This is a genomic window from Candidatus Cloacimonadota bacterium, from assembly GCA_019429305.1.
Taxonomy (GTDB): Bacteria; Cloacimonadota; Cloacimonadia; order Cloacimonadales; family JAJBBL01; genus JAHYIR01.
Map to the genome: position 1 here is coordinate 39371 of JAHYIR010000003.1, position 23726 is coordinate 63096.

Annotated in this window: 21 protein-coding genes; 12 read left to right on the forward strand and 9 right to left on the reverse strand. The window is 40.2% G+C overall.

Annotation, left to right across the window (positions count from 1 at the left end; translation table 11 throughout):
- Positions 1-2: 2 nt before the first annotated feature.
- From K0B81_02405 to K0B81_02430, 6 genes are all read left to right on the forward strand, one after another.
- Positions 3-815 carry a cyclase family protein gene (locus K0B81_02405; GenBank protein MBW6515451.1) on the forward strand — a complete coding sequence of 271 codons (813 nt, stop codon included), beginning with the start codon at positions 3-5 and terminating at the stop codon, positions 813-815.
- A gap of 290 nt (positions 816-1105) precedes the next feature.
- The gene (locus K0B81_02410; GenBank protein MBW6515452.1) at positions 1106-1999 is read left to right on the forward strand and encodes a xanthine dehydrogenase family protein subunit M; all 894 of its coding nucleotides are present in this window, start codon (positions 1106-1108) and stop codon (positions 1997-1999) included.
- Between the two features lies 1 nt (position 2000).
- Positions 2001-2465 (forward strand): (2Fe-2S)-binding protein, encoded by a 465-nt coding sequence (locus K0B81_02415; protein MBW6515453.1) that lies wholly within the window; start codon positions 2001-2003, stop codon positions 2463-2465.
- The gene (locus K0B81_02420) at positions 2462-4810 is read left to right on the forward strand and encodes a xanthine dehydrogenase family protein molybdopterin-binding subunit (GenBank protein MBW6515454.1); all 2349 of its coding nucleotides are present in this window, start codon (positions 2462-2464) and stop codon (positions 4808-4810) included. Before K0B81_02415 ends, K0B81_02420 begins: the two co-directional genes overlap by 4 nt.
- Positions 4810-6000, forward strand: a complete 1191-nt coding sequence (locus tag K0B81_02425) for a CoA transferase (protein ID MBW6515455.1) — start codon at positions 4810-4812, stop codon at positions 5998-6000. The genes K0B81_02420 and K0B81_02425 overlap by 1 nt, the downstream gene beginning before the upstream one ends.
- Before the next feature lie 2 nt (positions 6001-6002).
- The gene (locus tag K0B81_02430) at positions 6003-7304 is read left to right on the forward strand and encodes an amidase (GenBank protein MBW6515456.1); all 1302 of its coding nucleotides are present in this window, start codon (positions 6003-6005) and stop codon (positions 7302-7304) included.
- A 50-nt stretch (positions 7305-7354) separates the two neighbouring features.
- On the opposite strand, the gene K0B81_02435 is transcribed toward K0B81_02430, so the two are convergent.
- Together K0B81_02435 and K0B81_02440 are read right to left on the reverse strand one after the other, a co-directional pair.
- Positions 7355-9355: a T9SS type A sorting domain-containing protein gene (locus tag K0B81_02435; GenBank protein MBW6515457.1), complete on the reverse strand. Its 2001-nt coding sequence runs from the start codon at positions 9353-9355 to the stop codon at positions 7355-7357.
- Positions 9356-9428: 73 nt separating this feature from the next.
- Positions 9429-11525 carry a T9SS type A sorting domain-containing protein gene (locus tag K0B81_02440; protein MBW6515458.1) on the reverse strand — a complete coding sequence of 699 codons (2097 nt, stop codon included), beginning with the start codon at positions 11523-11525 and terminating at the stop codon, positions 9429-9431.
- 339 nt (positions 11526-11864) lie between these two features.
- Here K0B81_02440 and rsxC point away from each other — a divergent pair, with 339 nt between their 5' ends.
- From rsxC to K0B81_02470, 6 genes are read left to right on the forward strand one after another with little or no spacing between them, the layout of a single operon-like run.
- Positions 11865-13202 (forward strand): electron transport complex subunit RsxC, encoded by a 1338-nt coding sequence (rsxC, locus tag K0B81_02445; GenBank protein MBW6515459.1) that lies wholly within the window; start codon positions 11865-11867, stop codon positions 13200-13202.
- Positions 13203-13240: 38 nt separating this feature from the next.
- Entirely contained in the window at positions 13241-14320 is a 1080-nt protein-coding gene (locus K0B81_02450; GenBank protein ID MBW6515460.1) for an RnfABCDGE type electron transport complex subunit D, read from the forward strand.
- Positions 14317-14931 (forward strand): RnfABCDGE type electron transport complex subunit G, encoded by a 615-nt coding sequence (locus K0B81_02455; protein ID MBW6515461.1) that lies wholly within the window; start codon positions 14317-14319, stop codon positions 14929-14931. The genes K0B81_02450 and K0B81_02455 overlap by 4 nt, the downstream gene beginning before the upstream one ends.
- Positions 14928-15524: an electron transport complex subunit E gene (locus K0B81_02460; protein MBW6515462.1), complete on the forward strand. Its 597-nt coding sequence runs from the start codon at positions 14928-14930 to the stop codon at positions 15522-15524. Before K0B81_02455 ends, K0B81_02460 begins: the two co-directional genes overlap by 4 nt.
- A gap of 17 nt (positions 15525-15541) precedes the next feature.
- A complete protein-coding gene (gene rsxA, locus K0B81_02465; GenBank protein MBW6515463.1) occupies positions 15542-16120 on the forward strand; it encodes an electron transport complex subunit RsxA in 579 nt (192 codons plus the stop codon).
- 13 nt (positions 16121-16133) lie between these two features.
- Entirely contained in the window at positions 16134-17123 is a 990-nt protein-coding gene (locus K0B81_02470) for an RnfABCDGE type electron transport complex subunit B (protein ID MBW6515464.1), read from the forward strand.
- Between the two features lie 304 nt (positions 17124-17427).
- On the opposite strand, the gene meaB is transcribed toward K0B81_02470, so the two are convergent.
- The 7 genes from meaB to rph all read right to left on the reverse strand — a co-directional run bounded on the left by meaB (position 17428) and on the right by rph (position 23644).
- Positions 17428-18366, reverse strand: a complete 939-nt coding sequence (gene meaB, locus K0B81_02475; GenBank protein MBW6515465.1) for a methylmalonyl Co-A mutase-associated GTPase MeaB — start codon at positions 18364-18366, stop codon at positions 17428-17430.
- An 8-nt stretch (positions 18367-18374) separates the two neighbouring features.
- Entirely contained in the window at positions 18375-18662 is a 288-nt protein-coding gene (locus tag K0B81_02480; GenBank protein MBW6515466.1) for a hypothetical protein, read from the reverse strand.
- Between the two features lie 16 nt (positions 18663-18678).
- Positions 18679-21051, reverse strand: coding sequence for an endopeptidase La (lon, locus tag K0B81_02485; GenBank protein ID MBW6515467.1), 2373 nt, complete (start codon positions 21049-21051; stop codon positions 18679-18681).
- A 20-nt stretch (positions 21052-21071) separates the two neighbouring features.
- On the reverse strand, positions 21072-21950 hold the full coding sequence (locus tag K0B81_02490) for a radical SAM protein (GenBank protein ID MBW6515468.1): 879 nt from the start codon (positions 21948-21950) through the stop codon (positions 21072-21074).
- A 154-nt stretch (positions 21951-22104) separates the two neighbouring features.
- The gene (locus K0B81_02495) at positions 22105-22476 is read right to left on the reverse strand and encodes a hypothetical protein (GenBank protein MBW6515469.1); all 372 of its coding nucleotides are present in this window, start codon (positions 22474-22476) and stop codon (positions 22105-22107) included.
- Positions 22476-22784 carry a hypothetical protein gene (locus tag K0B81_02500; GenBank protein ID MBW6515470.1) on the reverse strand — a complete coding sequence of 103 codons (309 nt, stop codon included), beginning with the start codon at positions 22782-22784 and terminating at the stop codon, positions 22476-22478. The genes K0B81_02495 and K0B81_02500 overlap by 1 nt, the downstream gene beginning before the upstream one ends.
- 170 nt (positions 22785-22954) lie before the next feature.
- On the reverse strand, positions 22955-23644 hold the full coding sequence (gene rph, locus K0B81_02505) for a ribonuclease PH (GenBank protein ID MBW6515471.1): 690 nt from the start codon (positions 23642-23644) through the stop codon (positions 22955-22957).
- Positions 23645-23726: the final 82 nt, after the last annotated feature.

The window sequence follows — 23726 nt, forward strand, 5'->3', positions numbered from 1 at the left end:
TTATGAACACACAAGAATTACTACAATTTATGAACAGTGTAAAAATGCATGATCTTACCCAGAGATTAAGCGTTCATACACCACCATGGCCATCTTATATGCCGTTGGGAATTCAATATTTCAAACGAATTGCCGGTGCACATATGGGACAGGGAGCCAATGGGCAGATCATCACTACCAGTAACCATGTCGGAACCCATATTGATGGTGAGATCCATTTTTATGCTAATGGCAGGACGGTAGGTGATGTTCCTATCGAAGAGTGGGTAGGACCCGGTGTAGTTGTTGATATTTCTGATTCTGTTGGTGATTATGACCTCTATTCGCCTGATCTGCTGATGTCCAAGATCGAGGTCAAGAAAGGGGATATTCTGATCATCAATACCGGTTATCACAAATATGGATGGGACCAACCCGAATCTGACGAAATCAAGTATTTTGTTAAGCATCCGGGACCAGACCCTTCTTTTCACGAATGGGCATTAGATATGCAGGTCAAATGGATCGGGGTAGATTGCGGTAGTGCAGATCATCCAATGAATACGATCATTCGCGATTGGCATCCCAAACCGTTCAAAGAGGCGGAAAAGAAGCTAAAAGCAAAATATGGCAAGAGTTGGGATGAATTCTTTCCACCCGAAGAGTATTATCAGGTCATGCATCTCAAACTCTTCCCCAAGAAGCTGGTACATGCTGAAAATCTTGGTGGTGATATTGACAAAATAAGTAATAAACGAGTATGGATCGGCCTCTTTCCCTTGAGAGGTATTGAACTGGAATCTTCTATGTGCCGTATTATTGCTTTAGAGCCCTGATTGATTCAAAATATTGGAGATTAGAACTTGTCATCTCGACTGGAGAAAAATCACGAAGTGATTATTTCAAAACGGAGAGATCTCATTCCTGACTTAGTTAAAACTACACAAAATCATGCTTGTTTTTCCAGTCTCCGTGATGAGATGTCTCGACTACGCTTCACTTCGCTCGACATGACAAAAAAAAGGAAATGTTTCTTCGTGGCTGCATCCGAGTTTAACGTAGTCAATTACTCAGGGCGACGGAGTAGCATACCGATATAGAAGAACAAACTTATAAGAGGAATAAAATGTCCATAACAAACGATTTCGAATACTATTGTCCGTCATCTTTAGACGAAACAGTAAAACTGCTGGAACAATTAGGTGAACAAGCTGCCTTATTGGCAGGAGGAACAGATCTGATCGTCAATATCAAAGATGATCTGGAATCACCATCGGCAGTAATTGATATCAAGAGAGTATCCGAATTGAGAGGACTTGATATTGATAAAGATAAGCTTTTTATTGGCGCTAAAACAACTTTTACTGATATTTTGGACTCTTCAGTTATTAAGGATAATTATCTACTGCTTTGGGAATCTGCCAGAGCTGTTGCCTCAGTAGGGATACGGAACAGAGCAACCTTAGTCGGTAATATCTGCTCAGCCGTACCCTGTATGGATTCAGCTCCCGCTCTCTTATGTTATGATGCAATAGTTCATACAGTAAGCAAGACAGGGAAAAGGGATATACCGATCAACGACTGGTTCATAGCACCACGAAAAACTGCCCGTAAAGCGGATGAGCTCGTTGTGGGAGTTACTGTTCCTTTACCATCTCAGAAGAACAGCGGTTGTTACATCAAACTCGGAAGATATGGTGGTGAAGATTTAGCTCAAGCTGGATTAGGGATCTTGATCAGAGCAGATCTCGAATACCGGATTGCCTTTACTGCAGTAGGTCCCATTCCTATCCGTGCCCAGAAGATCGAAGAACTACTCAAAGGGAAAGAGATCGATCAGGATCTACTGAAACAGGCAAAGGAACTCGTTGCCGAAGAAATCAGTCCTATCACCGATATCCGTTCTACACGTGAGTATAGAGAACATATCTGTCGGGTAATGTTTGAAAGGGGTCTGATTGTTTGTCAACAGCGAATGAACGGAGAGATTATCAATACGGTAAGGATCTTGGGAGGTTAAGATGAAGGAGATTACTTTTATACTCAATAATGAAAAGCGATCTGTTCAGGTCGAACCTTCTGAAACTCTGTTGGAGGTCTTACGCGACAAGATGGGTCTGAAAAGTCCCAAATGTGGTTGTGATAGGGGAGATTGTGGTGCCTGTGTGGTTTTGCTGAATGGGAAAAGTGTTCGTAGCTGTCTTGTCTTGGCTATTGAAACTGCCGGAATGGAGATAATGACACTGGAAGGAATATCTGCAAAGAATCTCAATGCATTACAGGAGGCATTTATCGCCTTCAATTCCTTTCAATGCGGATATTGTGCACCGGGGATAATTATCACCGTTACCGAACTCCTCACCAAAAACCCTAAACCAGATCTGGAAGAGATCAAAGAAGTGCTCTCGGGCAATCTCTGCCGTTGTACCGGCTATAAACCTATCTTTGATGCCATCTTAGACGTCACAGGAAAGGAGGTGAAATGAGCGACTATAAATATATCGGCAAACCTGTAGTCCGGATAGATGGCAAAGAGAAGGTGTCTGGAGCTGCTATCTTCACAGACGATATTGATTTTGGCGCTAATTTGCTGCATGCTCATATTATATGCAGCACGGAAGCTCATGCTCTTATCAAATCGATAGATACTTCAGAAGCATTAAAGGTCAAGGATGTGGTGAATATCTTTACCGGTAAGGATTTTCCCTTTAAGTTCGGGCTCTATATGAAAGACCGTTATGTTCTTGCTCAGGAGAAGGTCCGTTTTGTTGGGGAACAAGTTGTAGCAGTAGTAGCACGAACTCCTCAAGCAGCCAGAAAAGCTGCCAAACTGGTCAAGATAGAATACGAACCGCTGCCTGCTGTATTTAATCAACTGGATGCTATGAAAGATGATGCTGTTTTACTGCATCCTGACCTGGATAAATATCCTCATGTACCTTGGTTCTTTCCCCAGGAAAAGACTAATATAGCTCATTGGCGTAAGACCCGTAAAGGTGATATGGAGAAAGCTTTTGCTGAAGCGGATATAGTTTTGGAAGATACCTATTATGTGCCCCGTTATGCCCATTGTGCTTTGGAAACCCATGTTGCAATAGCAAAATATGATTATTCGGGCAGATTAACCGTCTGGAGTTCTTCCCAGTCACCACATACGCAGAGAAATCTCTTTGCCGAAGCTCTATCCTCTTTGGGATTAACCCATAAAGATGTCAGGGTCATTGCTCCTCATGTTGGTGGTGGTTTTGGCGGTAAAGCGGGGGTAACAATGGAAATAATACCGGCTGCTATAGCTACAAAGTTACCCGGTTATGCAGTAAAATTGCGTTGGTCAAGAGAACAGGAGTTCATGAATACTTATCAGCGGCTCGGCCTAGTAGCCAAGATCAAGATGGGTGCCAAGAAAGACGGAACAATAACAGCGATAGATCATAAGATCTATTGGGATGCCGGAGCATATGTCGAGTATGGTGCCAATGTCGTTAATGCTGTAGGGCTTTCCGCTATCGGACCGTATCGAATACCCAATGTTTCTATCGATTCGATCTGTATTTATACAAACCTGCCGCCGGGAGGTCCTTATCGTGGTTTTGGCTATTCGGAATTCATCTTTGGTCTGGAATCTCACGTTAATCGTATCGCCAACAAACTGAATATCGACCCGGTAGATTTCCGCAGAATAAATGCTATTAAAGAGGGTGATACTACAGCTTACGGAGCAGAAATGAATCCTAGCGGGTTACATCAGGCAATAGATGAAGTAGCTAAAGCTATAGAATGGGACAAAAATAGAGAGTCCAAAGATCCCAAGAAAGCAATCGGTAAGGGGTTTGCTATTTTTTGGAAAGCACCTGCTATGCCGCCTAATGCCAGTTCTTCAGCATTTTTAAAGTTCAATGAGGATGGAAGTATCAATCTGCTCATCTCGGGTATGGATATAGGACAGGGTTATCAGACGGTAATGGCTCAGATTGCTGCCGAAGTATTGGGAGTTCCACCTTCCAAGATAAGAGTAGAAAATCCCGATACAGACCGTAATCCTTACGAATGGCAAACAGTAGCATCCCATGTAACTTGGGGTTGTGGTAATGCGGTGAAAAAGGCAGCCATAGATGCCAGAGACCAGATCTTTGCTCTTATAGAAAGGGTTTATCATCTCTCTCAGGATTCTTTGTATCTGGAGGATGAAGCGGTAAAATGCCACACCAAGAAGGATTTTTATTTACCACTCAAAGATTTTGTCATTAATGGTATCATGACCGAAGATGGAACCTTTAAGGGGGGTCCGATAAATGCCAGAGGTGTCTTTATGCCTGAATTCTCGTCAACAAAGGGAGATCCGGAAACAAGCCAGGGTGGGCATCCGAATGTACATTATACAGTAGGAGCTGGAGCTCTGATCCTGGAAATAGATAAAGAGACGGGAAAAATGAGAGTTCTCAAGGCAGCAGAAGCCATAGATGCCGGTAAAGCAATAAATCCCGATCTTGTTAAAGGGCAGATCACAGGTGGACTCTTACAAGGGCTGGCAACGGTTCTCTATGAAGATATGCGATTTGATAAGGGAGGGAAAATGCTGAATCCGAACTTTTCCGATTATAAGATCCCAACCTCTATGGATGTTCCCGATGAGATCATCCCGATTATCATAGAAGTTCCACAACCTGATGGACCTTATGGTGCTAGAGGAATTGGAGAACATACAATGTTACCGGCAGCTCCAATGATAGCTAATGCTCTGGAAGATGCACTCGGGATCAGGATCAAGAGCATGCCAATCACCGCCGAGAAAGTAGCATTGACCCTATTAGATAAAGAAAAGGAGAAATAATGTCTAAACCGTTAGAGAATGTTCGTGTTTTGGACTTAACTAGAGTTTTGGCAGGTCCTTTTTGCACAATGGTATTGAGCGATCTGGGTGCTGAGATAGTGAAGGTCGAAATACCCGGAAAAGGGGACGACTCGCGTGCCTTTGGTCCCTTTCATGAACATAGAAGTCTTTATTTCATCAGCATAAATCGTGGCAAGAAGAGCATTTCTCTCAATCTGAAGCATCCCCGAGGGAATAAGATCTTATTAGATCTAATTCCTCACTTTGATGTGATCATAGAGAACTTTCGACCAAGGACAATGGAAAAACTCGGTTTAGGTTATGAAGTACTGAAAGAACTCAATCCTCGACTTATTTATGCAGCTTCTTCCGGATTCGGACATACAGGACCATATTCACCTCTCCCTGCTTATGATATTCTTGTACAGGCAATGGGTGGCATCATGAGTATTACCGGCTGGAAAGACACACCACCCACAAGAGTAGGAATGTCTTTAGGAGATATTACTGCTTCACTCTTTACTGCTATCGGAGTAACTTCGGCACTTTATGGAAGAGAGAAGAGCGGATTAGGAGAGAAGATAGATATTGCTATGCTGGACTGTCAGGTAGCAATTCTGGAAAATGCTATGTTGAGATTACAGGCAGAAGGTAAAAGTCCTGAGCCGATAGGTAATCGTCATCCTACAATTTCTCCCTTTCAGGCATATAAGGGATCAGATGAGTACTTTGTTCTTGCTATCGGAAATGATTCTCTCTGGAGTATATTCTGTCAGGCAATCCAAAAGCCGGAACTATTGGAAGATCAGCGGTTTAAAAGCAATAAATTTAGAACAGAGCATCTTAAAGAGCTCAATGCAATACTGGAGCCGATATTTATTTCCAAAACTGCTCAAGAGTGGCTTGATTTATTTGCCCAAACTCATATCCCAAGTGCTCCTATTAACGATATTAACAAAGTTATGCAAGATCCTCAGGTCAATGCCCGTAACATGATATTAGAGGTTGAAGATGAAATAGCCGGAAAAGTAAAAATTGCCGGTAATCCTATAAAGATGAAATCTATATCTGAAAGTCAAACTCGCCCTAAAGCTCCGGAAATAGGTGAACATAACAAGGAAATATATACCAGTTTATTAGAACTGACTACTGAAGAACTTGAAGAATTGAAAAATGAAGGAGTAATCTAAAGATGTACTATTCTCCGATATCTTTGAAGAATCTTGCCCATGATCTGAGAAGTGGCAAACTGCCTCTGTCGGATTATATCGAACAGACCTTAAGAAGAATGGAAGAGATTGAGCCGATAATACACTCATTTATACCAGAAGAAAAGAGGGATATTCGACTGCTATTCGAAGCAAAAGCACTTTTAGAGAGATATCCTGATCCCTATGAGAGACCACCTCTTTTTGGCGTTTTAGTTGGAGTTAAAGATATAATAAATGTAGATCGTCTTCAAACTTTAGCAGGGTCAAAACTACCACCGGAAGTTTTTCAAGGAGAAGAGGCAGATATCGTAACTATTTTGAAAAGTGCCGGAGCTATTATTTTAGGTAAAACAGTTTGTACCGAGTTTGCATACTTTCAACCGGGAGAAACGACTAATCCTCATAATCCCAAACATACACCGGGAGGGTCAAGTAGTGGTTCTGCCGCAGCAGTAGCTGCCGGCATATCTCCATTGACGGTTGGTACTCAAACCATTGCATCTGTTATCAGACCTGCTGCCTATTGCGGTGTTGTTGGATTCAAACCGAGTTATGGCAGAGTATCCATGTGCGGAGTTTTTCCGTTAGCTAAATCGGCAGATCATCTTGGCTTTTTTACAGCGGATGTTGAGAGTATGAAGTTAGTGGTCAGATCGGTTATTAGTAATTGGCACAAAATTACTGCTAAGAAAAAACCACTTCTCGCTATTCCCGCTTCTGAATTTCTCAATCAGGCAGAACCGGCTACTCTACAATCATTTAATAGAACTCTCAAACTTTTTACCAAAGCCGGATTTGAGATACGTGCTACGACACTCTTTAAGAATATCGAACTGATCAACGAACTGCATCAAGAATTACTTGCTGCAGAATTTGCTGTGCAACATCATGAAATCTTTTGGGAGCATTTTAAACTCTATTCAGAACATTCTAAAAGTCTATATAAGAAAGGACTTCATATCAGAGCGGAAAAAGTAAAAGCAATACGTGAACAGCAACTCATAATGCGCTACGAGGTTACGGAAAAGATGGAAGAAAAAGGGATAGACCTTTTGTTAACTCCAGCAGCTACACGATCTGCTCCCTTAGGACTAAATTCAACCGGTAGTCCGTTAATGAGTCTTCCCTGGACTTTTGCCGGTTTACCATCAATCACTATTCCTTCAGATAATAACAGAAAAGGGTTACCTTTAGGTCTGCAACTTATCGCTCCTTATGGAGAGGACGAGAATCTTCTTGCCTATGCCAAAGTACTTAACGAGATAATAAATTGCAGCGTATAAAACTTGTATGATTTTCCAGAAGGTATCCTCCAGAGCTTATAAAGATGTTGCTATTTGATCAACACCATCTTCCTTATTTCTGAATGATCTTCTGTAGTTAATATATAGAAATAGACTCCACTACCAACAACTCTGTTATTGCTATCTGTTCCATCCCAGGATACTTGATGTTCACCGATGGTCATAATGTCATCTACCAGTGTGTTGACGAGTTGCCCTTTGATATTATAGATTGACAGAGTAACTTTTTCAGTTTGGAGCAGATTGAAACGGATAGTAGTTATTGGGTTGAAAGGATTGGGATAATTAGAGTAGAGTCTGTTTTGTACAGGATGTGCTAAATTATCTTCATCATTACTCTGATAATCCTGATAATCAAAAAACAGAAAGTGAATTCTAGCTGTATCCGGGTCGAGAAATTCTATTAGCTGTGTCGGGTAAAGATATGCCGGTATTATACCCTCTAATTCCGCTTGATAATGATCGCTTTCAGGATAAGTGCTTAAAATATGCTGGTTATCAGGTAACCATGTTTGTCCGTAATCTCTGGTATGCATAATGTAAATATCAGAGTTATTTTCATTATAGATACTCTCTTGAAAGACCACAAAAAAATCACTATTCTTATGAGATACACGGACATAATTCTCAGTCTCAAAATCTTCCTCATTAGATGTCCAGACAGGCCATGAGTAGGTCATTATTAAGTTACCATCGTTATCATATTCCCATTCTCCATCTCCTTCCGGATCCCAAGGCAGATAAGGTTGAGCAGAGGGGTTATCACTACGGGGATGTACATCTGATATTGTGAATTCTCCTGTGTCGAATGAGAAGTTGAGAAATTTCACATATCCCTGATCAGGAAAGAAATCATCACCTCGTCCAGCTGATAGACGGTATATGCAGCTAAAAACTACAGTTTCCATATCGGTTACAACAGCACTAAATCGTGGAGCAAATGGAACCAGATACAAATTATCATAAGGAATACCAACATCATTAGTGAAATAATCATCAGGATTTTCAACAGGTATGTTAGCTTCCTGCAGATACAAATCCCAATCTTCTTCTGAACTTCCTTCACCATAATTCGTGTTTACCAGTACAAATAGGACATCATTATCACTGTAACCTTCAACCCAATTAGGATCATTATAAGTACCCCAATCATAAAGAGTACCTGTGATAATAACCTTGCCCGAATCAGAGACAGTGAAATCACTATAAGCCCTAATACCCTGCATTGCCCAATCACGCATGTAGGGGACTTCATAATGAGTCCAATCATTTGCACTGTAGTTTGACAAGTCACTGGGATGAGAAAAATCTACATAAGCGAGATAAGCGTTATAACTGGGGTTTAGGTTTCCTATCTCATGGTTATTAAAGCCCACAACATAGACTCTTTTCATTCCGGGATTGGGTGAAGGACCGATCTTGACGACAGGATAGATATATTCTTCACCAAGAACCGGATTATCAATGACAACAGAGGCACTTTCCCATAAACCAGGAATCCCGATCAGGTCATATTGATCGAAAGAGAAACAGATTACTCTCTCCTGATCAATATTAGCATAAGGGCTATGCCAGACAACAAATGGATCTCCGGTTTCCATATCCATATCTATGGTAGGAAACCCATCAGGTCCTGCACCGCCAAGATATATCAAAGAAGGACCAGAAACTATATAGCCATCTTGTAGATATGCATAGCTGATTCTTTTAGCACTGCCTTGTGCAGGGGCTGCTTGATAAATAACATATATTCCGCCACCATTGTGAATTCCTGCAGGTTGTGGTTGTTTTATGAGCGGATAAGAAGTGTGTCCTCCCGGGAAATAACCATAATAGGAATATCCCAAGCCGATGGGACCATAAACAATTTGATAATTTTGGCGAGCATCCCTTGATAATAATGGGAAATCAATCGCCATATACAAAATAGAGCCACCGGTATTATAACTGTACTGTTCAACGGGCTGGCTCCATAATTCAATACACCCTAAACTTAATGAAAGCAGGATGAAAAGAGCAAATTTTTTCATTTTTCTCTCCTTCCCTTTTGGGTTTTTGTTTTTCTTGTTTCGCGAAATGATTATTCTTACTGATACACCTTCTTTACTTCAACATTATCATCTTTCGAGTAATGATCTCTTTTTCTGTGATCAATTGATAGAGATAAATACCGGAAGGCATCTCTCTTCTCTGCTCATCTAAACCATTCCAGAAATATTGATACTCTCCTGCAGCTATAAATTCATCAAGAAGAGTCTTTAACTTCTGTCCTTTGAGATTATAAATAATGAGTTTAACATGTGTCGGTTCTGATACAGTGAATTTAATAATGGTTTCCGGATTAAAGGGATTGGGAATATTCTGATTGAGCGAGGTAACTAGGGGAGTATTAACGGTATCTGTAATATTAGTATAACCTGCAGAAACAACATTAGAGGGTTCTGACTCATAAAGATCATCATAAAGAGCAATAACATAGTAATCATTCATGCCGAGTGGCGGTTCTGTATCAACAAAGAATAGTTCAACCGTTTCAATTAGTAATTCTCCGTTGCGGTAGAGTCTATAAGCAGTTAATTCTCTGAGGGTTGTGGGAGGTAACCACCAAAGATTTATTATATAGTAAGATGTATCGACTTCTGCTTCTAAATTCAGAGGAGGTAATAGGACAATTTCTATTTCGATCAAGTTTGAAGGGTCTGATTCAATTTCATCTTCATAAATTGCTGTTACATGATACTGATATACTCCATTATCTCTTCCGGTTGTTTGATAATAGAGCAATGCAAGATCTTCAATTTCAGTTAATAAGAGATCATTCTCATAAATATTGTATCCGATCACCTGCATTGTCGAGGGGAGAGGTTCTTCCCAAGTAAGATAGATTTCATTGATATTAATTATATCAGCAGTTAAATTATGCGGAGGATGGTACTCTGCTACGATCTCTCCTTCGATAATCATACCGTAGATGTCATAATATTGATTTTGATTTCGGGAATCTTCCCAAGCTACGAGAAAATCCTGCATGTCAGATGCAACAGCTGGTTCATCTTGATGATAAATGGCAGTACAGATGGGAATTTCGTCAGTAGCAAATGAACCATTAGCATTAATAACTCTACCATACACGTCATACCAGAGTTGCTGACGATCACTGACATCAACACCAGCTGCTATATGAATCTCCTCTCGTTCTCTATTTTCGAAAGAACGAGAAGAAGAACGGTAAAAATCCTGTTGCCAAGTAACAAGAAATTGGCTTCCATTACTACCGATATCGGGCCAGCTTCTCTCCATATTACCTACAACTATACTAATAGGGATATGATCACCGACAAGATTACCGGAAGTATCAACCAATTGACCATATATGCTCTTATTATTTGGATTGTCTCTCGAATCTGCCCAGACAACAAGGAAATGTGTGCCGTTAAAAGCTGTTTGAACGAGGAACTGATTAGCTACTTCTGTTGTTATAATGATGTTATCTCCAACCATATCTCCTGCGGGAGAAACAAACTGGGCATAGATACACCGTGAGCCAGTCCGACTATCGTCCCAATCCACAAAATATTTAGTACCATCGAAGACGATATCGGGATAGATCTGAGCCGTATTTGCCGGTAAGTCTGGAGGTCTGATAGAGAAATTCTGACCGATCAGAGTACCAGTAGAGCTAACAAACTGAGCTCTAATGTGTGCTTCTTGAGTAGGCATACCCTCCTGCCAGATAACAAGGTAGTTTTCTCCATCATAAGCCGTTCGAATAAAAGAGGCACTAAGAGTATTGCCGATAGAAACAGGGAAAGAAGCACCTAGAGGTTGCCCTGATTCATTCAAACGGCGAGCATAAGTATCTCTGGTGTAGTTATAGGGTCCTCTTTGCCTTGACCAAACGAAGAGATATTGATCGTCTCCCCAAGCGAGATGATGCATAAAAGACATAGCGTTGTGAGCTGGAACAACTTCGGTTTCTCCCGCTAATACATCTCCTTCAGGAGTAACGAATTTTCCGTAAAAACCGTAAGAGCTCGCTCCACCCCGTTTATCAACGAAGACGACATAGTAATTTTCTTCGTCGAAAACTATTTGTGGATACGTTTGGCTATAAGTGCCTGTTGCTATTGGAAATTCTTCTGCCCAAAGGTTTAAACTTATTATGACAAATAGAAAAGAGATCAAAGTTATTTTTAACATTTTTCCCTCCGAAAAGCTATTGGTTGCTTTCTCATTATTTATACACATGCTATGGTCAAAAAGTCAAGTAGTTTTTTTAACCATAGTAGAAAGATCGTCGATGTTGGGTATTGTATCTATAAGAGATGAAGTGATTAAGAATAAGTAATGAAATGTGCTTAATTTTTTAGCTAAGATTAGGTTTGATAGACAAAAAAATCAAGGAATAAAGGATTTTAAAAGCTACTCCCATAACCCATCAGAGATAAAAGCTTTATGTAATGAATAGGTTTAAAAAAACCTTGCAATGATTTTCAGATTGGAAAAGATGTCACAAAATTGTGTAAATGGAGAGCTTATATGGGTTTAAAGACCTTTCCCGGCGGAATACATAGTGATGATTTCAAGCGCTATTCCAAGAATTCTCCGATAGAGCTTTTTCTGATACCCGAGAGGGTAGTGATCCCACTTAGCCAACATATAGGAGCACCTTCCAAACCGATAGTAAAAGTGGGTGACAGCGTTAAGACTGGTCAGTTGATATGTGAAGCTGGTGGTTTTGTTTCCATCCCAATGCATGCAAGCATAACGGGCAAGGTAACAAAGATTGGTAGGTTTCCTCACCCAATAGGTAATATGCAGTATGCTATCGAGATAATTGGTAATGGTACAGATGAATGGGTTGAGTTGGTAGATGATGAGAATTTTATGGAACTATCAGTTGAAGAGATGCGCAACAGGATCAGTGATGCAGGAATCTGTGGGATGGGTGGTGCCGGATTTCCAACTCATGTCAAACTATCACCCCCTCCGGATAAGAAGATCGATACGGTGATCATCAATGGAGTAGAGTGTGAACCTTATCTGACGGCTGACTATCGACTCATGCTGGAGCGTAGTGAAGACATCTTGAAAGGTTTAAGGATCTTCATGAAGATAGTCGGAGCAAAGAAAGGTTATATCGGAATAGAGGCAAATAAGCCCGATGCTATTTCACTCTTCAAACAAATATTAGCTAAGGAAAAGGATCTAGAAGTCGTAGGATTACAACTTAAATATCCGCAGGGAGCTGAGAAGCAGCTTATTTATGCTTGCACGCAGCGTAAAGTTCCCAATAAGGGCGGTTTGCCGATGGATGTGGGGGTAATTGTTCAAAATGTAGGGACAGCAATAGCTTCTTATGAGGCAGTCCGCTATAAGAAACCTCTTATTGACAGAGTAATTACCGTAACCGGTAGAATTGTCAACAAACCGAAGAACTTGCAAGCCCGGATTGGTTCTCTGTTTAATGAATTATTAGATCATTGTGCAGGTACCAGTGAGGAAATTGCCAAAATAATATCCGGCGGTCCGATGATGGGTTACGCCATATCAACCCTCAATACCCCTTTAGCAAAAGGTAGTTCCGGTCTAATTCTTTTCGACAGTCAAGAAGCAAAGAAACGTAATGAACAAACCTGTATCAGGTGCTGTAGCTGTGTGGATGTCTGTCCAATGAATCTGATGCCTAGTATGATAGTTTCCAGTGTACAGAACAATGACTGGGAATCGGCAAGAAGAGCCGGCGCAGTAGATTGTATAAAATGTGGATGTTGTGCCTATGTTTGCCCGGCACATATCAAGATGATCCAATGGATAGATATAGGAAAGAATAAGATAACAGAAATAGATAGAACAAAGAAAGAGAAACAGTCATGACAAGTGATCAAGTTAAAAAGAAAGAAGAAGCGAAGGGAATGTCGGGGATCTATGCCGTTTCAGCATCCCCGCATATTCATCAACCGGTTTCGGTGAAGAAGGTCATGTGGAGTGTTGTTATTGCGCTGATGCCTGCATTGATAGTAGCTGTCTTATTATTTGGCTATAGGGCATTAACCTTAACGATCTATGGTGTCATAGCGGCAGTCGCTACCGAAGCAATAATTCAGAAACTAAGAAAGAAAGAAGTCTCAATTACAGATGGTAGTGCAGTAATAACAGGCATATTAATTTCCTTCAATCTACATGCAGGAGCTCCTTGGTGGATACCTGTTCTCGGTTCTGTCTTTGCCATAGCCATCGGTAAGCATGTTTTCGGTGGTTTAGGACATAATCCGTTGAATCCTGCACTATTGGGTCGGGTATTCTTAGTTGCTTCTTGGCCGACTTTAACTACAGCCGGCTGGCCTCGCAATGCCTTCGGAGCAATAAGTGGCATAACAAGTAATTTATCTCAGAGTATTCCTGCGGTAGAGAATTTGGTGACCTCCGCTACCCCTATGGCAGTAGTAAAATCTTTACGAGACCCTGTCTTTGTCGAATCCATCAAAGAAACAGTGACAGATGCACCGGCGATATTGATGGGAGAGGTAGCAAGTATAAATACCTTACAGAATGTCTTTTGGGGTAATATAAGTGGCTGTATTGGTGAAGTTTCGGCAGCAGCCCTTCTGTTAGGTGCTATCTATCTTGCCTGGAATAGAATTATCGAGTGGCGCATTCCAGTGAGTTATGTCGGTACTGTCTTTGTTTTGACTTTCATCTTTGGTGGTATTGACGGTATTTTTTCTGCCTCTATTCTGCTTCCTCTTTTCCACATTTTTAGTGGCGGTTTGATATTAGGTGCCTTTTATATGGCGACGGATATGGTTACGACACCCCTAACAAAAAAGGGGCGTATAATCTTCGGAGCTGGTTGTGGGCTCTTAACAACGGTAATCCGTTTATACGGAGGATTCCCTGAAGGGGTAACTTTTGCCATCCTTCTAATGAATCTCATTGTTCCTTTAATAGATAAATATACCTTGCCAAAGACATTCGGGGAGGTAAAAATATGAAGTATTACTTTAAGCTTGGGGCAATTCTTTTTCTAATAGCAGCTGTAGCCAGTGGAGTTTTGGCTTTTGTGAACAATTTTACCAGACCTATCATTGAGGAGAATCAACGGAGAGCCGAAGATGAAGCGAGACGTGAAGTATTACCGGAAGCAGCTGTATTCAAGTTAATGAATACTGAATACCCCTTCTATGTCGGTTTTGATAATGAGAAAAACATTGCAGGATATACCTTCATAGCTGAAGAGATGGGGTATAGCGGAGTTATACAGACTATGGTCGGTGTTGATCCTAATATGAGAATAACTAATATAAAGGTGATCAAACAATCGGAAACTCCCGGTCTGGGTGCAAATTGTGTCAGACCTGAATTTACCAATCAATTCTGCAATTTAGCTTTGGAAGAGCTGGTACTCGATAAAGACAGCGGCTCAATAGTAACAATAACCGGTGCTACCATTACGACCCGGGCATTGACCAGCTCTTTGCAAAAGGCAATAAAAGGAGTTTCAGAAGAGCTGAGAAATCTTCCCGAGATAAGTTACAGCGATCTTATCGAGGATGAAGCAGAGTTTGTCAAAGAGGAACAACCAAGTGCTGAGGAGGTTGAATGAGCTTGATAAAGGAAATGACCAAAGGTTTCGTTAAAGAGAATCCGGTTTTCATTATGGCATTGGGTCTTTGTCCTGTGCTAGCAGTTTCTACTTCGATAGAGAATGCTATCGGAATGGGTTTGGCAGCAACCTTTGTTCTGCTCTGTTCCAACATCCTGATTTCCCTCTTAAAAGATGTCATCCCGACTAAGGTTCGTATCCCCTGTTTCATTGTCGTTATTGCCTCTTTTGTAACTATCGTCGATATGTTGATGAATGCCTATACACCGGAAATTCATAAAAATCTCGGCATTTTTATCCCACTTATTGTGGTTAACTGTATCATTCTTGGCAGAGCAGAGGCATTTGCCAGTCGGAATAGTCTTTTTAAATCAATTTTTGACGGTTTGGGAATGGGTATAGGTTTTACTTTGGCACTTGTATTAGTTGCCTTTTTCAGAGAATTGCTCGGTGCAGGTCAACTTTTAGGAATCCAGATCTTACCGGTTTCTTACCAACCGGTTCTATTAGCAATCCTTGCTCCCGGAGCATTTCTAACGCTCGGCTTACTTATGGGAGCATTAAATCTCTTCAAGAAAAAAGAAGTAGAGTGAGATTAGGAGAGTATTAGATGAGCAATATATTCATGCTGGCGATATCAGCCATACTAATCAATAACTTTGTTTTAGCACGCTTTTTAGGTCTTTGCCCCTACATCGGTGTTTCGAAAAAACTCGATTCAGCGTTAGGTATGGGAATGGCAGTCATTTTTGTCATGACTATGGCATCGACAATAACTTGGGTGATCCAATACCATCTCTTAGCCCCATATAACATTGGTTACCTACAGACGATAGCTTTTATTCTGACTATTGCCTCACTCGTACAGTTTGTGGAGATGGTTATTCAGAAGATGGTTCCTACTCTATATAAAGCGTTAGGGGTCTTTCTACCGCTTATCACAACCAACTGTGCTGTTTTAGGTGTTTCTATTATCAACATCAATGAATCACTCTCCTTTTTAGAGGCTATCTTACACGGTTTCTTTGCTGGGATAGGTTTTACTCTCGTCTTGATAATTATGGCCGGTTTAAGGGAAAGACTGGAATGGGCAGACTTGCCGGATAGTATGAAAGGACTGCCGATTGCTTTTATTATAGCCGGCTGTATGGCATTAGCATTTCTCGGTTTCTCCGGATTTAAAATTTAAGAGGAAAAAATAGATGTTACAGATATTAATCCCCATTGCGATCATAGGTGGACTAGGGCTTGTTTACGGGTTAGTCTTGGCGTTTGCGTCTAAGAAGTTTTATGTGGCAGTTGATCCGAAAATAGATAAGATTTTAGAGGTGTTACCAGGAGTTAATTGTGGTGCTTGTGGTTTACCCGGTTGTGCAGGTTATGCCGAAGGGATAGTAAGCTCTGGGCTACCGATCAATCTCTGTGCACCCGGAGGTGAGAATACAGTCAAAGCAATAGCCGGAATAATGGGTATCGAAGCAGTTATTCGAGAGAAGGAGATTGCCTTTATCCTCTGTCAAAGCGGTGGATATGAAAACACTTTGCTTCGTTACGATTATCAGGGGATAGCAACCTGTAAAGCGGCTGTACTGGTCTCTAACGGTCCAAATTACTGTAATTTTGGTTGTGTCTTTCAAAATGATTGTATCGCTGCCTGTAAATTTGATGCAATAAAAATTGATGAAAGGGGAATGCGAGTTGTAAATCCCGATAAATGTACCGGTTGTGGTGCCTGTGCCAAGGCATGTCCCCGAAATTTGATCAAGATATTACCCATTTCAAAAAAGGTTCATATCCTCTGTTCCTCACACGATAAAGGACAAGAAGCAAAGCGTAGATGTGGTAATAACACTGCCTGTATCAGTTGTTCACTCTGTATTAAGCAGTGTCCGGTGGAAGCGATAACAATGCAGGACGATTTAGCGGTCATAGATTATGAAAAATGTATTGTCTGCGGCTTATGTGCGACAGTTTGTCCTACAAAAGCGATCATAGATCCCTTAGCTGGCAAAAGAAAAAAGGCGTTTATCCTGGAAGATAAATGTGTTGGCTGTATGATTTGTCTCAAGAATTGCCCTGTAAATGCGATTGAAGGAGAACTGAAAAAACCACACAAAGTCGATATGGAGAAGTGTATTGGCTGTGAAGTATGTCTGCAGAAATGTCCTGTAAAAGCTATCCAGTGGAGATAAAATATAAAACTATCCACGAATTCTCACGAAAATAAACTAATAAACACGAATAAATAAAGAATTGTAGGGGCGACCGATGGTCGCCCTTTTCTGCTGTTTAAGGTAAATCTGTTCACTGTTTTACCTTTAGGAAGGGGTATAGTCGGAGGGGAGCCGACTATACCCCTTCCTAAGGGTAGAAGACAAGAATAGTCAGATATTAGAGAGAAATGGTCTGTCTATTATAACTTATTTATATAAAAGAAGATACCGTAAGGATCGTTGAGAAATAATTAGGACTGTTATATGAGTTATAGAATAGAAGTTATTTCACCAGCAGAGAAGAGATCATCTTATCCGCAACGGTGTAGCAATCGGTTTTTTTATTATAGATATCGTTAATAATTTCATCCAGATTATGAGATGCAAAGAGGGTAGAGATTTCTTGAGAGATAATACTGTTGATACGGTGATGCAGCTCAAATTTAAGCCGTTTTTTTCTATTCATTTCTAAAGAACCACTCTCTTTGAGATATTGGCGATGAAGTTGAACTTTTTGTAAAAGTTCATCGATACCGATATCATCTCTGGCAATTGTTTTTACAATAGGGGGGAGATACTCTTGTTGTTCACTACTCTTCTGCAACATTTCGATCTCGGCAACAGTACGATCAACACCTTCCCGATCTGCCTTGTTGATAACAAAGATATCGGCAATTTCCATAATACCAGCTTTGAGTGCCTGTATATCATCCCCCAAACCGGGTGATAGTATCAGCAGTGTGCTATCAACATGTTGTACGATCTCTACTTCCGATTGACCGACCCCGACTGTCTCGATAATGATATAATCACAGCCATAAGCTTCTAAGATCTTTGCGGCGTCAAGAGTAGCAGCAGAAATGCCACCGAGATATCCACGTGAAGCCATAGATCGAATGTAAACTAGAGGATTAGTACTTAATTGCTGTAATCTGATCCGGTCACCTAAAAGTGCACCACCAGAAAAGGGGCTTGTTGGGTCAATAGCCAGAATGCCTACTTTACTATTATCTTTAATTAGCCGTAAAACGAGTTTTTCAGTGAGAGTGCTCTTCCCTACACCTGGAGGTCCTGTGATACCTATAGTGTAGCTACTATTGGCTTGCTTATGGATCAAGGGGATAATTTCTCTTCCCAGATCTCTATTTTCTACCTGTGAGATCAACTTAGCTAAGGCAACTTCATTGCCTTGTAACATCGATTCAATCAGATCCTGCAACATTTCCCGATTCATATTTCATAACCTTGTAAATCTCTAAGAAAACTCTCTACTTCCGAAAAATAATCGACGGTAGTAGTAATTTTCATTAACTTTTTGCCTTTGTGGGATGAATTTGTCAAACAGTTATTTTGATAGGGATCATTTTGAGTATCAACGATAGTATGATAGCAATACCCGTCCAAACCCTCTAACAGATAGCCGATAAAAACCTGACAATCGGCTTTGATATCGAGATAGATCTCTTTACTGCCGTCCGGTAAGGTCTTAATGTCTTCGACATTGAATTCCAGTTTCATTTAGATCATTTATTAGCTATAAAAGGGCATGTCGAAGAACTTCAGAGACAGAATCTACCAAAATTATGTTCAAATCTTTCTTTATATCGTTTGATATTTCCGACAGTTCGGGTTCGTTTTTGCGTGGTATAATGACAGTTTTAATACCGGCTCTTTTAGCAGCTATGATCTTCTCTTCTAATCCACCAATCGGTAAGACCTTCCCGGAAAGGGTAATCTCGCCTGTCATTGCTATGTCGGCTCTCACTTTCTTTCCGGATAGTGCTGACGTAAAGGCAGTAACGATACCGACACCGGCAGAGGGTCCATCTTTAGGAATAGCACCTTCCGGAATATGGAGATGAAGATCTTTTTTCTTAGGAAAGTCATCCGGAATCTCGAATTCTTTGGCATGAACACGACAATAGCTGTGAGCTGCCTGTGCCGATTCTCTCATCGTTTCTCCGAGTTTACCGGTCAGTTTGATATTTCCTGCTCCCTTCATTTTGACCGCTTCAATTTGCAAGGTCTCACCTCCATAAGGTGTCCAAGCAAGTCCGGTAACAATACCGGCAGCATCTTGACGATTAACCTCTGAATAAAGATGTCGAGCAACACCCAGATATTTAACCAGATCTTTAGCTTCTATATGAAATTTTGGAATTGATTTTTCCGGTTTCTTCCCTTCCTTTTCTTCAATATAGTTCTTGATCGCTTTACGGATGATCTTAGAGAGATGACGTTCAAGATCCCTAACTCCCGCCTCTCGTGTATATGAGCTGATGATTGTTTCGATAGCTTGCATGGAGAAAGTGATATCCATTTTCCCTTCTAACTTATACTCTTTTAGCAACTTAGGGATCAAATGATTCTTGGCAATGTGATATTTATCAAACATTGTATAACCGGGGAGACGAATAATCTCCATTCTATCCATCAATGGTTGGGGAATAGAATTAAGTGAATTAGCAGTAGTTATGAACATAACCTGAGAAAGATCATATCCGAAATCGAGATAGTGATCACGGAAGGAGTTGTTTTGTTCCGGATCGAGTACTTCCAATAGAGCTGAAGCCGGATCACCTCTGAAATCTCGACTCAATTTATCAACTTCGTCCATCATTATGAGCGGATTGAGGGTACCAGCACGTTTCATACTCTGCATGATAACACCTGGTAGAGCACCGACATAAGTTCTTCTATGTCCTCGTATTTCAGCTTCATCGCGTACCCCACCGAGTGAAAGTCTGACAAATTTCCTGTTAGTAGCTTCAGCTATTGATTTACCTAAAGAAGTCTTTCCTACACCGGGAGGACCGACAAAACAGATGATCTGTCCCTTGATTTTATCAGCGAGCCGAATGACTGCCAGAAATTCGAGAATACGATCCTTTACCTTCGTTAACCCGTAATGGTCTCTATCGAGTATAAATTTTGCCTCTTTAATACTTAGATCTTGGGGACTTTGCGGTTCTGCCCATGGCAAATCGAGTATCCAGCTTAGATAAGTATGAATAACGGCATATTCTTGAGAATGTGGTGATATATGGCTTAACCGCTTAAATTCTTCTTCCGCTTTTTTCCGTGCTTCATCATTGAGATTGGTTTCGGTTATTTTTCGCTTAAACTCGAGCAAGTCCTCTTGTTCATCACTACCAATTCCCAACTCTCTTTGGATTATCTTCAACTGTTCGGTCAAATAGTAATCTTTCTGCAGTTTGGTTAATTTCTTCTTAACCTTATCATCGATCCGGTTTTCTAATTTTAGGATCTCAATTTCGTCACTGATAAAAGAGATCAAGCTCTTGATGGAATTTTCCAGAGAGGGGATTTCTAACATTCTCTGTTTCATTCTCAGATCGGCAGTTATATTTGCCAACACAAAGTAAAAGAATTCATCCGGCTTTTTGATCTCATTGAGCGAGATAATTGCCTCTTCCGGAATCTGCTTGTTCAGACGTAAATATTCCAGGAAGATTTTTCTGAAAGTACGATACAATGCCTCATTTTCTGCAGAAGGTTTTTCGATAGTTTTATTGTTTATTTCAATAGCTGCAGCAAGGTAAGATTCCTTCTTCGTATAGCGTTTGATATTAACACGAGAAATACCTTCAACTAATAAGCGAATATTGTTATCTGGCAAACGGAAAATTTGCAGGATGGTACAGAGAGTACCCATTCTGTATAATTCGGTAATTTTTGGTTCACGATCAGACTCAAAATCATTTTTTTGAGCTACGCAGATGATTTTCTTGTCTTCCATGTAAGCTTTCTCAACTGCTTCAATTGAGCCCTTTCTTCCGACAAGCAAAGGGGTAATGATATTTGGTGTCATTACCAGATTGCGCAAAGGCAAGACCGGATGTTGTGAACTATTCTTTGTTTTTATCGTCTTGCTATTTAGAGCCATTTATCCTCCATAACCAGTTCCTATTCTTTGATTTTCAGGTTTATACCTTCGCCACAATTCAAGCAGATGCCCATTTTATTCCTCTCTTTAAGAATGATCTCTCGCCAGCGGTTCATCTTTGAACTCTTCCATAGATTCTTTATACTGTTATCTTTCAGATTACCAACTTTATAAACATTGTCCTTATCATAACAACATATTGCCAATTCACCATCACAATTTACCACCGGCTGGGTAAAAATTCTCCGACATCTGTTGGCGATCTTCTTCTTTAAGATAAAACCATCCTCAGTAATTTTGTATCGCCGATACTTATCATTTGTCGGTAAAAAGTTATCTATATCCTCTTTTTCATAAATTTGGACAGTTTTAAAGATCAATTCATCGACTTGAGATTCCTCGGCAAGTTTTTTGATCTCTGGTATCTCATGCTCATTGTGCCGCATAATAATAAACTGCCACGAGATATAAGGCGTTGGAGATTTTTTTCTTCTTTTAGCTTCTACTAACTTTGTGGTATTATCGAGTACTTTTTGAAAATCTCCATTAACTCTGTACTTATTATAGGTTTTTTGTGTTGCACCATCAAGGGAAACGATGAGACTATCAAGTCCTGAGTCTACTAAAGCATCAGGATTGGGGAGATAGTTCAGATTAGTAGAGGTCATAGTGAATAAGCCGTGATCCTTAGCATATCTGATCATTTCAGGTAGATCTTTGTGCAGAAGAGGTTCACCCTGATTCCACAACAGCAGCATAATTGCAGTATCTTTGATCTCATTGATAACCTTTTTATAAAGAGTCAGATCGATATAACTTCGTTCTCGTTGGAGAGATTTGTTACCTGAAGGGCAGAGAGGACAGGCAAGATTACAGTTACTGGTTGGTTCTATCATCACTAATGGAGGGGAACCCCATATGATACTTCTCTTTAACAAGAGTGAAAGAAAATAAGAAGTATATGTGAGTAGAATATTAATGAAGGGTTTTGGGGTTAGAATTCTTTTAAGAACTCTTTTCTTAACTTGAAACATCTATATCTGATCCGGCAGGTTAAGTTAAATACTCTTCCTCTTCGTCATCATTATCTGATAACTGAGCATAATAGTTAATTTTTTTCACGACATTATAGTTATGGATGACAACAGATAGATAGAAGAAGTTAGCTAAGATAAGAATAATGTTCATATCCGTATTGCGGAAACGGAAATAGTAAAACATCAAAAATACAAGCGGTATTAAAATCAACTTAAGAACTATAATACCCAGAGCGGGACCAAAAATCTTGAATATGAAGCGGGCAATAGGATTTCTTTCATTACGAATACTGGTCTTCATGACCACTTTATAAGTCGAATGTCCATCAAAAAAGTTGAGCAGAATAAAAAGAATCACTAAAGTATAAAACAGTATTTCAGAATTCATCAAGTATCCTTTTGTTTTTCTTCTGGTAATGCTTCCTTATTAGAATCTTTACTATTAGCTTTTCCTGTATTTGTTTCCTTTTCCGGTTGTACTTCCTGATAGGGATGAAACGGTGTATGAAGAAATTCTTCATGAGCTTTCTTGTTTTTCCAATAATTGGAAATGAGAAGATATATCAGTATCAAGGCAGGAACCGAAATATACCAGAATTTTAAACTGACTTGCAGAATTCTAAAACCGGCGTGCACGATAAGAATAATGATCATGGCTAACAACAACAGTCTCAAAATGAGCAATAGTAGCTTCATATCCACATCCTTTTCCTGTTTAATAAGCTTATTCCAGTTGCTAAGTTACTAATATACAGAATAATATATAGATAACTATTGTCAAAGAAAATCGTCAGATAGGGATAGCTTAAGATAAAGTTACTGCTGTTGTTAAAATAGATAGTAGAGGTTTACTGCTATTGAGAATACTATAATAGAGCGACTACTTTCTTCTGAAGATCGATTAATTCTCTAATGTTTTGATATGCTAAAGTGAGTAGTTCTGATAGCTCTGAAGAAGAAAAGGGTTCTTTTTCAGCCGTACCTTGAATTTCAATAAAATTTCCTGATTCAGTCATGACAATGTTCATGTCAGTACCAGCATTTGAATCAAGTTGATAATCCAAGTCAGCCAGCAGCTTATTATCTACTATGCCGACACTAATTGCTGCCATCCATTCTTTAAGTGGTAGCTTGTTGATAATATTTTTCTTCATCATCCATTGAAAGGCATCATAAAGAGCGACACATGAGCCGGTAATTGCAGCGGTGCGGGTTCCGCCATCTGCCTGAATGACATCACAGTCGATAAAGACCGTATATTCAGGAAATAGAGTCAGATCAGATACAGTACGTAAAGCACGACCGATCAATCGTTGAATCTCTGCGGTTCTTCCACTGATCTTTCCGCTTGTTATCTCTCTACGACTACGTTGTTGGGTACTACGGGGCAGCATGCTGTATTCAGCGGTTATCCATCCTTGATTACTATTTAACAGAAAAGGTGGCACACCTTGTTCTACTGAGGCGTTGCAGATGACTTTTGTATTACCGACTTCGATCAGAACCGATCCTTCAGGGTAGATCAAATAATTGCGGGTGATGTTTACCGGTCTCATAATTTAATTACCTTAAGAAAAATAAGGTGAAATGTTGAGGAATAGAAATACAAGGGAGCGATGTGGCGAGAGAGCGAAAAAA